We start from the raw sequence: 12,515 nt of genomic DNA, 5'->3' as shown, positions 1-12,515 counted from the left end.
GGAAAACGGGGCCATAGGGATGTAACAAAATATTGCAGCGCGCCAGGATGGTGCGCAACGACTTTTTTGCCGCACCGAAAAAGTGCGCGCGCGTCTAGCCCGCGGCCGGGCGCCGCGCGGAGAGATTGGCGAGGGAGGGCAGGCTCAGCCGGGCAGGCCGTGCCAGTGCTTGCCGCCGATCATGATGAAACGCAACTGGTGGGTGATCTTCGCGGCTGGCATCAGGTGTGGCGGCAGGTCGGCGGCGGGTGGGTCGATCAGCTCCGGCAGGGTGGCGAACACGGTCTTCACCACCAGGTCGGCGAACACATCGAGGGCCGCGCCGTCGAGGTGCGGCATCTTGTTCAGCAGCGCCAGGTCGGCGGCCAGGTCGTCGGTGATGCGCTGGCGCAGGCAGGCGATGGCCTGGCGGATCGGCAGCGAGCCGCCGTACTGCTCGCGGGCGAGGAAGAGGAACTGGGAACGGTTGGCGCCGACCGCGTCGAGGAAGATACGCACCGAAGCGTCGATCAGCCCGCCCAGTTCGAACTCGTTGTGGCGCACCGCGCGCAGGGTGGCGCGGAAGGTCTCGTCGACCTCGGCGACCAGCGCCAGGCCGAGCTGGTCCATGTCGCTGAAGTGCCGGTAGAAGCCGGCCGGGACGATCCCGGCGGCGCGCGTCACTTCGCGCAGGCTGAGGCTGCCGAAACCGCGCCCGCTTTCCATCAGGTGGCGCGCGGCGCTCATCAGCGCGTGGCGGGTCTGCTGTTTCTGTTCGGCGCGGGGTGAGGACATACGGCTTCCTTTGGCGGACCGGCGACTGTAGCAAAAGCCCGCGGCCCGGTCGAACCGGGGACGGCAGCGGTCGAAGGATACATCAGTGAACGCTTGTTGACTCGATTGCGCAGAACGGGCAAAGTTTTGTGAACGATCGTTCACTGAAATATCCTCGATGGCTTTGCTTCCCCTCGCTCTCCTGACCCCCTTGCTCGCACCCCTGCGCCGTCTCGCCGCTCGTGGCTGGCTGCGCGAGGCCGATGTCGACGGCCTGCTGCGCCACGCCCATCCGCTGGCATCGCTGAACCGCCACTATGCGCGGGTCGAGGCGCGCTACTGGGTGGCCGACGACATGCTCGCCCTGACCCTGCGTACCGCCCCCGGTTGGCCGGTGGCGCGGCCGGGCCAGCATGTCCAGCTGCTGGCGGAGCGCAATGGGGTACGGGTCGGGCGCAGCTACAGCCTGACCCGGGTGCTCGGCGAACGCCTGGAAATCGCCGTCAGGCGTCACCCGGACGGGGCGCTCTCGCCCTGGTTGTGCGAGCACCTGGAAGTCGGCCAGCGTGTCGAGTTGCAGCCCGCGCAAGGCGATCTGCATTGGCCGATGCAGGCCGAGGCGGTCTGCCTGCTGGCCGCCGGAAGCGGCCTGACGCCCCTGCTCGGCCTGCTCCGCGAGGCGCTGGAGAACGGCTATCGCGGTCCCGTGCTGTGGCTGCACTACGTCCGTCATCCCGGCCAGCGCGCCTGGCTCGGCGAGCTGGAGGCGCTGGCGGCGCGCCACCCGAACCTGGAGTTGCGCTGGAGCCTGACCCGCGGCTCGCCGGCCGCCGGCTGCCTCGCGGGACATTTCCAGGCCGACCATCTTGAGGGCTGGCCGGCCGACCTGGCGCGCAGCCAGGCCTTGGCCTGCGGGCCGGCAGCCTTCGTCGAGGCGGTGGGCGAGCAACTGGGGGCACGCTTCGCCGGCTTGCAGACGGAATCCTTCAGCGTCCCGCGCTGGCGCAGCGGGGAGGCGCCGCGCGAGGTACGCCTGCGCTTCGCCCGTTCGCAGCGGGAAGTCTCCGGCGATAGCGCCGCCAGCCTGCTGGAACAGGCCGAGGCCCACGGCCTGCGCCCGGCCCACGGTTGCCGCCAGGGCATCTGTGCCAGTTGCACCTGCGTCCTGCTCAGCGGCTGCGTGCGTGACCTGCGCAGCGGCGCGCTGTGCAGCGAGCCCGGCCAGCCTATCCGCCTCTGCGTCAGCGCCGCCCACGGCGACCTGGCGCTGGACCTGTGAACCGACCTGCGAGCCCTGCGATGCGCGACGACCGCGAACTGACCCCGGAACAACTGGCGGCCTTCGGCGCCGAACTCGACGCCCTGCGCAAGCGTACCCTGGCCGATCTCGGCGCGGACGACGCGCGCTACATCCGCCGGGTCCGTGCGGCGGTGCGCTTCTGCTGCTGGAGCGGCAGGGCGCTGCTGATGTTCGGCTGGCTGCCGCCGACCTGGCTGCTCGGCAGCCTGCTCCTCGGCCTGGGCAAGATCCTCGAGAACATGGAGCTGGGCCACAACGTCATGCACGGCCAGTACGACTGGATGAACGATCCGGAATTCGCCGGCCGCGCCTACGAGTGGGACATCGCCGGGCCGTCCGACTTCTGGCGGCACACCCACAACCATATCCACCACACCTACACCAACGTGCTGGGCAAGGACGACGACGTCGGCTACGGGATCGTGCGGCTGTTCCCGGAACAGCGCTGGAAGCCGTTCTACCGCTGGCAACCGCTGTGGGTGACGTTGCAGGCGCTGCTGTTCCAGTACGCGGTGGCGATCCAGCATCTGCGCCTGGACCAGTACGCCAAGGGGCGCCTGGACAAGGCCGAACTCTTGCCGCTGCTACGCCGCCTGCGTGCCAAGCTGGGTCGCCAGTGGACCAGGGACTACCTGCTGTTCCCGCTTCTCGGCCTGTTCGCCGGCGGCTTCGGCGCGGTGTTCGTCGGCAACCTGCTGGCCAACGTGCTGCGCAACCTGTGGACCTTCACGGTGATCTTCTGCGGCCACTTCACCGAGAAGGCGGTGGTCTTCCCGCCCTCGGTGCTGGAGGGGGAGACCCGTGGCCACTGGTACCTGCGCCAGCTGCGCGGCTCCAGCAACCTGGAGGGCGGGCCGCTGTTCCATATCCTGACCGGCAACCTCAGCCACCAGATCGAGCACCACCTCTACCCGGACCTGCCGGCGCGTCGCTACGCCGCGCTGTCCCGCGAGGTCCGCGAAATCGCCCGGCGCTACGGGCAGACCTACAACAGCGGACGCCTGGGACGGCAATTCCTCACTGTCTTGCGGCGCATCTGGGTATATCGGTTGCCACCGCGCGAGTCGCTCGCGGCCGGACGCGGCTGAACCGACGGAACGCCCGCGGCGCCCGTGGCGGGGCCGCTCCGGAGCGGGGATAATGCCGCCCTGTGCGTCGCGACGTGGCTTGCCGCCGCCGCGCGGCGTCGGAGTCTCGCCGAACGCAAGGCGGCCTGCGCCCGCGATCGGCCAGCAGCGTCGATCCTTCCCGAACCTATCAATGCTCGGCGGATGCCGGCCGTGGGGCCCGTCCGTCCAGGAACCGTCATGTTCAGCCCGCTCGTCACCTTTCCCGCGCTCTACACCGCCACCCTGCTCATGCTGGCCGGCTCCGGCCTGTTCACCACCTACATCGGCCTGCGCCTGACCCAGGAAGGCGCAGGCGACCTGTGGGTCGGCGGGCTGATGGCGTCCTACTACTTCGGCCTGGTCTGCGGTGGAAAATTCGGACACAAGCTGATCGCCAGCTTCGGTCATATCCGCTCCTACGTGGCCTGCGCCGGGATCGCCACCGTGACCGTGCTGCTGCATGCCCTGGTCGACCAGCTGGAGGTCTGGCTGCTGCTGCGCTTCATCACCGGCGCGGTGATGATGAACCAGTACATGGTGATCGAAAGCTGGCTCAACGAGCAGGCCGAGAGTCACCAGCGCGGCAAGGTGTTCGCCGGCTACATGGTCGCCGTCGACCTCGGCCTGGTGCTCGGCCAGGGCCTGCTGGCGCTGAGCCCGACCCTCGACTACAAGCCGCTGCTGCTGGTCGCCATCTGCTTCGCCTCGTGCCTGATCCCGCTGGCCATGACCCGTCGCGTGCACCCGGCCAAGCTGGTCGCCGCGCCGCTGGAAGTGCGTTTCTTCTGGCAGCGCGTGCCGCAGGCGCTGGGCACGATCTTCATCGCCGGCCTGATGGTCGGCGCCTTCTACGGCCTGGCGCCGGTCTACGCCAACCGCAACGGCCTGGACGCCTCGCAATCGAGTTTCTTCGTCGGCATGTGCATCGTCGCCGGCTTCTGCGCGCAATGGCCGCTGGGCTGGCTTTCCGACCGCCTCGACCGCAGCTGGCTGATCCGCGGCAACGCGGTACTGCTGTGCCTGGCCTCGATTCCCATGTGGGGCCTGGTGGAACTGCCGTACGGGCTGCTGCTGGCCAACGGCTTCGTCACCGGCATGCTGCTGTTCACCCTCTATCCGCTGGCGGTGGCGCTGGCCAACGACCACGTCGAGCAGCCGCGCCGGGTCGCGCTGTCGGCGATGCTGCTGACCACCTACGGGGTCGGCGCCTGCATCGGTCCGCTGGTGGCCGGCGCGCTGATGCGCCACTTCGGCCCTGGGCTGTTCTACATGCTGGTGTCCGGCTACGCGGTGGTGCTGGTGTTCTGGGTGCAGCCCAAGCGCGTTACCGGGGTCCACCGGGTCGACGAGGCGCCGTTGCAGCACGTGGCGATGCCGGACACGGTCAGCCCGATGGCCGCGACCCTCGACCCGCGTGTCGAGGAGGTGCCGGAGGAACTGGTGGTGGAGGCACCGGCGAACATCGGCCGCTCCGACGGCGAGCCGGACGCCGGCGAGAAGCCCGCTCAGTCCTGAGCCGGGAACGCCAGGTCGAAGCGGATGCGTCCCGGCGCCGGTGCGCTCGCTTCGGCGCGGCCGCCGTGCAGGCGCATGATCGCCTGGACGATGGCCAGGCCGAGTCCGCTGGACTGGGCGTCGCTGCGCGCGGCGTCGCCACGGTAGAAACGGTCGAACAGGCGCGACAGCGGTTCGGCCGGCAGCATGTCGCAGGCGTTCTCCACGCTCAGCAGGAATTCCCCCGACCGGCGCAGGCCGCGCACTTCGATCAGGCTGTCGGCGCTGGCGTAGCGGATCGCGTTGGCCAGCAGGTTGCTCAGCGCCCGGCGGAACAGTTGCGGGTCGGCGCGCAAATGGCCGTTGACCCGGACGTCGAGGCTCAGCCCACGCTCCTCGGCCAGCCCTTCGAAATACTCCGCCTGGCGGCGCAGCTCTTCGCCCAGGTCCAGGCGGCTGCGTTGCACCGCCGCCCGCACGTCGTCGGCGCGGGCGAGGAAGAGGATGCTCTCGACCATCCGTGAGATGCGCTCCAGCTCTTCCTGGTTGGAGGCGATCAGCGCCTGGTACTCCTCGTTGCTGCGCGGCTGGCGCAGAGCCACCTGGCCGTGGCCCAGCAGCGAGCCGATGGGCGTGCGGATCTCGTGGGCGAGGTCGGCGGAGAACTGCTGCAGGCGCTGGTAGCCGTCGTCGAGGCGTTCGAGCATGGCGTTGAACGACTGCGCCACCTGCTGCAACTCGGCGGGCGCGGCGGCGACGTCGAGGCGGGTGTCCAGGCTGGTCGGATGGATCTCCGCCGCCTTCGCCGCCAGCGTGCGCAGCGGGCGCAGGCCGTGGCGCAGGACCAGCCAGCCGAGCAGGGCGGTGCCGAGGAACGCCAGCAGCACGGCGGCGATGACCCGCTCGCGGTACTGGGCGAGCATCCGCGTCTCGCCCAGCAGCAGGTGCGCGGCGGTGATCTGCAACGGCTCGCGGCCGCCGACCAGGACCTCGGCGGCGAGCACGCGCATCGCGATGCCGTCGTGGGTCAGCGCGGCGTGCACGGCGGACGGGTTCAACGCCTGGCCGGCGGCGACCAGCCGTAGCGATGGCAGGCGTTCGTGGCGCGGGTTGACCGCGACGATCGGCGCCTCGCCGGGCTGGCCGAGGAGCAGGATGTCCTGCTCGTTGCCGAGCATGTTCTCGAACAGCCGCGGGCGCGCCTTCAGCTCGGCCAGGGTGAGGTTGTCGCGCAGCAGGTTGCGGAAGTGCTCGACCCGGCCGGCGACCATCACGTCGCTGCGGCGCAGCATCGCCTCTTCCACCGAGCGGTACAGGTAGAAGCCGACCGCGCTGACCACCAGCGCCGCCACCGCGGCGAACAGCAGCGCCGCGTAGAGGGTCAGGGAGCGGCGGGCGGGCACGGGCGCTCCTCGCAGACGTAGCCGATGCCGCGCACGGTATGGATCAGCTTGTTCGGGAAGGGATTGTCGACCTTGGCGCGCAGGCGCTTGATCGCCACGTCGACGACGTTGGTATCGCTGTCGAAATTCATGTCCCAGACCTCCGAGGCGATCAGGGTGCGCGACAGCACCTCGCCCTCGCGGCGCATCAGCAGGTGCAGGAGGGCGAACTCCTTGTTGGTCAGGGCGATCAGCAGGCCCTGGCGGCTGACCTTGCGCCGCAGCACGTCCAGGTGCAGGTCGGCGAGCTGCACCTGCTCGGCCTCGCGTACCACGCCGCGGCGCAGCAGGGTGCGGATGCGCAGCAGCAGTTCGGTGAAGGAGAAGGGTTTCACCAGGTAGTCGTCGGCACCCAGCTCGAGGCCACGGATGCGGTCCTGCAACTGGTCGCGGGCGGTGAGGAAGAGCACCGGCACGTCGTGCTTCTTGCGCAGCACCTCCATGATCTGCCAGCCGTCCAGGCCGGGCAGCATCACGTCGAGGACCACCAGGTCGTAGCGGTTCTCCAGCGCCAGGTAGAGGCCGTCGGCGCCGTGCCGCGACCAGTCGACCGCATAGCCCGACTCGCCGAGGCCCTTCTTCAGGTATTCGCCGGTCTTCGCGTCGTCTTCGACCACCAGGATGCGCATGTCTCGTCCCCCTTCGTTCGCCGCCATTCTAGCCAGCGCGCGGCGCGGATTCGGTGACATTTTTGTCATGCGCAGGTCATCTCCGGGTACCGCCGCCGGGGCGACCATCGAGGCTCAACTCCCCACCGAGGATCGACCGATGCTTCGACTCAAGGCTTCCCCCGCGCTGCTCTTCGGCCTGCTCCTGGCCAGCGCCGCCAGCTTCGCCGCGCAACCGCCGGCGGGCATGGCGCAGCCGCTGCGCGGCACCATCCAGCAGGCTGCCGCCGACCACCTGCAAGTGAAGGCGCGCAACGGCCAGCAACTGACGGTGAAACTCACCGACAAGACCGCGATCCGCGCCGTGTCGCTGGCGAAACCGGAGGACATCCAACCCGGCAGCTTCATAGGTACCGCCGCCGTGCCGCAGCCCGACGGCACCCTCAAGGCCCTCGAGGTGCACGTGTTCGCCCCCAGCCTGCGTGGCAGCGGCGAAGGCCACCGGCCTTGGGAGAACGCCGATGGCAGCGCCTCGACCATGACCAACGGTACGGTCGGCAACCTGGTGGTCAGCCAGGGCCGGCGCATGACCGTGAAATACGGCGATGGCGAGAAGACCGTGGTGGTGCCGGACGACGTACCGATCGTCAGTCTCGAACCGGGCGAGCGCAGCCTGCTCGAGCCTGGGGCCAAGGTCGTGCTGTTCCCGCAGAAGGGCGCCGACGGCAGCCTCACCGCCCTGGCCATCTCGGTCGGCAAGGACGGCGTGACCCCGCCGATGTGAGGTTTCGCCGGGACGGCGCGTCCGTCCCGGCCGGGTTTCCTGGGAGAAAGACCATGAACCGTGCGTTGCACGCCTGGCCGGTGAGGCTCTGCCACTGGCTCAATGCCTATGCCATGGCCTGCCTGATCGGCAGCGGCTGGGGCATCTACAACGCTTCGCCGCTGCTGGATTTCCGTTTTCCCGCCTGGGCCACCCTCGGCGGCTGGCTCGGCGGTTCCATCGCCTGGCATTTCGCCGCCATGTGGCTGCTGCTCGGCAACGGCCTGTGCTACCTCGCCTACGGACTGTCCAGCGGGCATTTCCGTCGCGACTTCCTGCCTTTGAGCGCGGCTGGCGTCTGGCGCGACCTGCGCCTTGCCGTCGGCTTGCGCCTGGTCCATGAGCCGGGCCGCTACAACGCGGTACAGCGCCTGCTGTACTGGCTGGTCCTGGCGCTCGGTGCGCTGCTGGTGCTGTCCGGGCTGGCGATCTGGAAACCGGTGCAGCTGCATGGGCTGACCGTGTTGTTCGGTGGCTTCCAGGGCGCGCGCTGGGTGCATTTCCTGGCCATGGCCGGGGTCGTCGGGTTCGTCGTCGTGCACCTGCTGCTGGTGCTGCTGGTGCCGCGCACCCTGGTGCCGATGATCATTGGCCGCGAGTGGCGGCGCGGACGGAGGAGCGAAGGATGAAGGGGCCGGAGAAGAAGCGCGCGAGGATCGCGATCGACCCGTCCAGCGAGCGGCAAATGGTCGACCTGCAACGCCGCCTGCTGTTGCGCGGAGGCCTGTCCCTGGGCGCCCTGGCGATGCTCTCGGGGTGCCGGCTGCAGGACGGCGATTCGGTCGACAAGGTACTCTGGGCCATGTCGCGCTGGAACGACCGGGTCCAGGCCTGGCTGTTCAGCCGTACGCGGCTGGCGCCGATCTTCGATCCGTCGCAGGTGGTCTCGCCGTTCCCCTTCAACGCGTTCTACCCGGCCTACAACGTGCCGGAGATCGACCTGCCGGAATACCGCCTGCAGGTTTCCGGGCGGGTCCGCGACAAGCGCCCCTGGAGCCTGGAACGACTGCGCCGGCTGCCGCAGGCCAGCCAGGTCACGCAACTGATCTGCATCGAGGGCTGGAGCGCGATCGGCCAGTGGAGCGGAGTGCCGCTGCGCACCTTCCTGGAGCTGGTCGGCGCCGACACCTCGGCGAAGTACGTCGGCTTCAAGTGCGCCGACCGCTACTACTCCAGCCTCGACATGCCCAGCGCGCTGCATCCGCAGACCCTGCTGGCGCTGGAGATGTCCGGGCAGGCGCTGCCGGAGGAGAACGGCTACCCGCTGCGCCTGCGGATTCCCACCAAGCTCGGCTTCAAGAACGCCAAGCACGTGGTGGAAATCTTCGTCAGCAACAGCAATCCCGGCGGCTACTGGGAGGACCAGGGCTACAACTGGTTCAGCGGGGTGTGAGTGGGGAGCGGGCCATAAGAAAGCCCGGCATCGAGCCGGGCTTTTCTCGCGCCTTGCGGCGTCGCGGGCGATCAGGCGGTGCGCAGATCGAAACGGCTCATGCTGCGATGCAGGCGGTCGACGGTCCGTTCGCTGCCGTTGTCGGCCAGGCGCGCTTCGGCCTGGCTCATGTCCTTGTGCAGGCGATCGATGGTCTGTTCGCTGCCGTTGTCGGCCAGGCGGGCTTCGGCCTGACTCATGTCCTTGTGCAGGCGGTCGATGGTCCGCTCGCTGCCGTTGCCGGCGATGCGCAGCTCGACGCTGGTCATGTCCTGGTGCAGGCGGTCGACGGTGCGGCTGGCGCCGTCGGCGGCGAAGGCGGCATTGGTGGTCAGGGCGGCGAGGGTGAGGCCGAGGATCAGGGAACCTTTCATGGGGGTGACTCCAAGTGGGTGGTGTGCGTTTCGTTGGAGTCATTGTCAGTTCGGATAAATCGATTGGAAAACGAAGCTCGATGATAATGCCTATCGATCCCGATGATTGTTGTTATGACCGCTCTATATAAGGGTTTTCATGGCTATATTGCGATTTTTCAGACGAGCCTCGATGCAGCTGAAGCTTTTCTCTATTTAATCTATTAATTGAATCTATTTGCCGCAAAAGAAAGCCGACGCGGTGCGCGTCGGCTCTCGGGTGGGCCCTGGAACGGGCTGTCAGGCAAGGTCGTCGAGGATGTCGGCCATGTCGTCCGCATGCTCTTCTTCCTGGGCCAGGATTTCTTCGAAGATGCGCCGGGTAGTGGGATCGTCGTTGCCGAGGTAGGTGATGATCTCGCGATAGCTGTCGATGGCGATGCGCTCGGCGATCAGGTTCTCGGTGACCATGTCCTTCAGGGTCTTGCCTTCCACGTATTCGGCGTGGGAACGCTCCTCCAGGCCGCGCGGATTGAAGTCCGGCTCGCCGCCCAGCTGCATGATGCGCTCGGCCAACTGGTCGGCGTGCTGCATTTCCTGGTTGGCGTGCTCGAGAAACTCGGCGGCGGCGATGCTGGCCTTCAGGCCGGTGGCCATGAAGTAATGGCGCTTGTAGCGCAGGAAGCAGACCAGCTCGGTGGCGAGCGCTTCGTTGAGCAGGCGCAGGACGGTCTGGCGATCGGCCGAATAGCCTTCGGTCACCGCGCCTTCCTGGATGTTCTTGCGGGCACGGTCGCGAAGGGTCTGGACGTCCGTCAGTTGAACGGTGGTCATCGGTTTTCTCCTTGAGGCTGATCCGGTGAAAAGAGGGCCGGCTCTGCGGTCGGCTTTTTCTGCTTACCTAGGGTGTGAGTCCCGCGCGGTCGAAAAAGTTTTATCGTCCCTGCGCCGAACTGGCCTTTTGCCTGAAATGCGCGCGTCGGGGAGCAATGCCGGCGTTTCGCCGGTCCTAACGGAACGGGCCGGCGCATTCGCGCTGGCGAGACCATGGGCCGGCCTGCACACTGACAGGCTGAGCGAGGCGCGCTGCCGCGCCTGCCCGACAACCGACGCGGCGAAAAGGAGTTGTGCATGACGCGCGGCCGAAAGATCCTGACCTGGACCCTCGCCAGCCTGCTCCTGCTGCTGGCGGCGCTGGTGGTGTTCATCGCTACCTTCGACTGGAACCTGATCAAGCCCACCCTCAACGAAAAGGTCTCGGCGGCGCTGAACCGCCCGTTCGCCATCAACGGCAATCTGGCCGTGGCCTGGCGTCGCGAGGAGGGCGAGGAAGGCTGGCGCGCCTGGGTTCCCTGGCCGCGCTTCAGCGCCGAGGACATCACCCTCGGCAACCCGGACTGGACGGCGGGCAAGACCAGAGCGAACGAGTTCGCCAGCCTGGAGCGCATCGAATTCCGCCTGGCGCCGCTGCCATTGCTCTGGCAGACCATCCGCATTCCGCAGATCAAGCTGACCCAGCCACGCGCCGACCTCCTGCGTCTGGCCGACGGCCGCGCCAACTGGGATTTCGACCTGCCCGCCAGCGACAGCGACGAGCCGTCCGCCTGGCAACTGGACATCCGTGAGATCGGCTTCGACAAGGGTAGCGTCAGCCTCGACGACCAGCGATTGAAGACCCGCCTGGAAGTGCTGGTCGACCCGCTCGGCAAGCCGGTGCCGTTCGGCCAGTTGGCCGGCAAGGCGCTGGCCCGTGGCGATGCGGCGAACGCCCAGGACTACGTGTTCGGCTGGAAGGTCAAGGGCACCTACAAGGGCCAGGCGCTGTCCGGCGCGGGCAAGGTCGGCGGGATGCTGGCGTTGCAGGACGCGAGCAAGCCCTTCCCGCTACAGGCCGAGGTCAGTGCCGGCAGCACCCGTGCCGCAGTGGTCGGTACCCTGACCGATCCGCTCAACCTCGGCGCCCTCGACCTGCGCCTGAAACTGTCCGGCACCAGCATGGCCAACCTGTATCCGCTGACCGGCATCACCCTGCCGGACACCCCGGCCTACTCCACCGACGGCCATCTGCTGGCGCGGTTGAAGGAGGAGGGCGGCGCGCTGTTCCGCTACGAGAACTTCAACGGCAAGGTCGGCGCCAGCGACCTGCACGGCAGCCTGACCTTCGTCGCCCGCCAGCCGAGGCCGAAGTTGTCCGGCAAGCTGACCTCGGAACAGCTGCGCTTCGTCGACCTCGGCCCGCTGATCGGCGCCGACAGCAATGCCGAGAAGCAGAAGCGCGGGCAGACCGCCCGCCAGCCGGGCGACAGGGTGCTGCCGGTGGAAGAGTTCCGCACCGAGCGCTGGCGCGACATGGACGCCGACGTGGAATTCACCGGCAAGCGCATCGTCCACAGCGACAAGCTGCCGATCAGCGACCTCTACACCCACCTGGTGCTCAACGACGGCCTGCTGCGCCTGGAGCCGCTGCGCTTTGGCGTGGCCGGCGGCAGACTGGAGTCGGACATCCGCCTGGATGGCGGCAAGCAGCCGATGCAGAGCCGGGTGAGGATGAGCGCGCGCGGCTTCAAGCTGAAACAGCTGTTCCCCGGCTTCGCGCCGATGCAGACCAGCTTCGGCGAGCTGAACGGCGACGCCAGTCTCAGCGGCAGCGGCAACTCGGTGGCGAAGATCCTCGGCGGCGCCGATGGCGAATTGAAGATACTGATCAACGACGGCGCGATCAGCAAGGGCCTCACCGAAATCGCCGGCCTCAACGTCGGCAACTACCTGGTGACCAGGCTGTTCGGCGACGACGAGGTGAAGATCAACTGCGCTGCCGCCGACTTCGGCCTGCAGAAGGGACTGATGAGCAGCCGGCTGTTCGTCTTCGATACCGAGAACGCGCTGGTCAACGTCGATGGCACGGTGAATTTCGCCAACGAGCAGCTCGACCTCGATGTCACTCCGCACAGCAAGGGCCTGCGGATCTTCTCGCTGCGCTCGCCGCTTTACGTGCGCGGCACCTTCGCCAGGCCCGACGCCGGGGTCCACGCCGGGCCGCTGGTGGCGCGCGGCGCGGGGATGATCGCGCTCGGCGTGGCGGTGGGGCCGGCGGCCAGCCTGCTGGCGCTGGTGGCGCCGAGCAAGAGCGACGACAACCAGTGCACTGCGTTGCTGCAGCGCATGCGCCAGCCGGCCAAGGCGCCGGCCGGCAAGCGTTGA

General features: G+C 68.2%; 12 protein-coding genes. 7 read left to right on the top strand and 5 right to left on the bottom strand.

What is annotated here, in order from left to right:
- Positions 1 to 144: 144 nt before the first annotated feature.
- Positions 145 to 774 (bottom strand): TetR family transcriptional regulator DesT, encoded by a 630-nt coding sequence (desT, locus tag B7D75_RS25425; RefSeq protein ID WP_003157215.1) that lies wholly within the window; start codon positions 772 to 774, stop codon positions 145 to 147.
- Between the two features lie 157 nt (positions 775 to 931).
- On the opposite strand from desT, the gene B7D75_RS25420 reads away from it, so the two are divergent.
- The 3 genes from B7D75_RS25420 to B7D75_RS25410 all read left to right on the top strand — a co-directional run bounded on the left by B7D75_RS25420 (position 932) and on the right by B7D75_RS25410 (position 4,677).
- Positions 932 to 2,032 carry a ferredoxin reductase gene (locus tag B7D75_RS25420; RefSeq protein WP_058162831.1) on the top strand — a complete coding sequence of 367 codons (1,101 nt, stop codon included), beginning with the start codon at positions 932 to 934 and terminating at the stop codon, positions 2,030 to 2,032.
- Positions 2,029 to 3,141 (top strand): fatty acid desaturase DesB, encoded by a 1,113-nt coding sequence (gene desB, locus B7D75_RS25415; RefSeq protein WP_107114546.1) that lies wholly within the window; start codon positions 2,029 to 2,031, stop codon positions 3,139 to 3,141. The genes B7D75_RS25420 and desB overlap by 4 nt, the downstream gene beginning before the upstream one ends.
- Positions 3,142 to 3,360: 219 nt before the next feature.
- The gene (locus B7D75_RS25410; RefSeq protein WP_012077589.1) at positions 3,361 to 4,677 is read left to right on the top strand and encodes an MFS transporter; all 1,317 of its coding nucleotides are present in this window, start codon (positions 3,361 to 3,363) and stop codon (positions 4,675 to 4,677) included.
- On the opposite strand, the gene B7D75_RS25405 is transcribed toward B7D75_RS25410, so the two are convergent.
- Both B7D75_RS25405 and B7D75_RS25400 read right to left on the bottom strand, forming a co-directional pair.
- A complete protein-coding gene (locus tag B7D75_RS25405) occupies positions 4,668 to 6,059 on the bottom strand; it encodes a heavy metal sensor histidine kinase (RefSeq protein WP_043098618.1) in 1,392 nt (463 codons plus the stop codon). The genes B7D75_RS25410 and B7D75_RS25405 overlap by 10 nt on opposite strands.
- Positions 6,038 to 6,727 carry a heavy metal response regulator transcription factor gene (locus tag B7D75_RS25400; protein WP_034081502.1) on the bottom strand — a complete coding sequence of 230 codons (690 nt, stop codon included), beginning with the start codon at positions 6,725 to 6,727 and terminating at the stop codon, positions 6,038 to 6,040. Before B7D75_RS25400 ends, B7D75_RS25405 begins: the two co-directional genes overlap by 22 nt.
- A 139-nt stretch (positions 6,728 to 6,866) precedes the next feature.
- Between B7D75_RS25400 and B7D75_RS25395 the strand changes: the two genes are divergently transcribed.
- Genes B7D75_RS25395 through B7D75_RS25385 form a run of 3 tightly spaced genes read left to right on the top strand, consistent with a single transcriptional unit; the run spans position 6,867 to position 8,922 of the window.
- Entirely contained in the window at positions 6,867 to 7,490 is a 624-nt protein-coding gene (locus B7D75_RS25395) for a DUF5666 domain-containing protein (RefSeq protein WP_003156953.1), read from the top strand.
- Positions 7,491 to 7,543: 53 nt separating this feature from the next.
- Complete coding sequence (locus B7D75_RS25390) at positions 7,544 to 8,158, top strand: cytochrome b/b6 domain-containing protein (protein ID WP_003156954.1); 615 nt, start codon at positions 7,544 to 7,546, stop codon at positions 8,156 to 8,158.
- Positions 8,155 to 8,922, top strand: coding sequence for a molybdopterin-dependent oxidoreductase (locus B7D75_RS25385; protein WP_107114545.1), 768 nt, complete (start codon positions 8,155 to 8,157; stop codon positions 8,920 to 8,922). The genes B7D75_RS25390 and B7D75_RS25385 overlap by 4 nt, the downstream gene beginning before the upstream one ends.
- A 71-nt stretch (positions 8,923 to 8,993) precedes the next feature.
- On the opposite strand, the gene B7D75_RS25380 is transcribed toward B7D75_RS25385, so the two are convergent.
- Positions 8,994 to 9,335: a hypothetical protein gene (locus B7D75_RS25380; protein WP_012077583.1), complete on the bottom strand. Its 342-nt coding sequence runs from the start codon at positions 9,333 to 9,335 to the stop codon at positions 8,994 to 8,996.
- Positions 9,336 to 9,614: 279 nt separating this feature from the next.
- A complete protein-coding gene (locus tag B7D75_RS25375; RefSeq protein ID WP_003095503.1) occupies positions 9,615 to 10,148 on the bottom strand; it encodes a ferritin-like domain-containing protein in 534 nt (177 codons plus the stop codon).
- Positions 10,149 to 10,445: 297 nt separating this feature from the next.
- Between B7D75_RS25375 and B7D75_RS25370 the strand changes: the two genes are divergently transcribed.
- Entirely contained in the window at positions 10,446 to 12,515 is a 2,070-nt protein-coding gene (locus tag B7D75_RS25370) for an AsmA family protein (protein ID WP_107114544.1), read from the top strand.

The organism is Pseudomonas paraeruginosa (assembly GCF_003025345.2).
In the GTDB taxonomy this organism is placed as follows: Bacteria; Pseudomonadota; Gammaproteobacteria; order Pseudomonadales; family Pseudomonadaceae; genus Pseudomonas; species Pseudomonas paraeruginosa.
The sequence above is the reverse complement of the archived record's forward strand: the minus strand, read 5'-3'. Positions and strand labels throughout refer to the sequence as shown.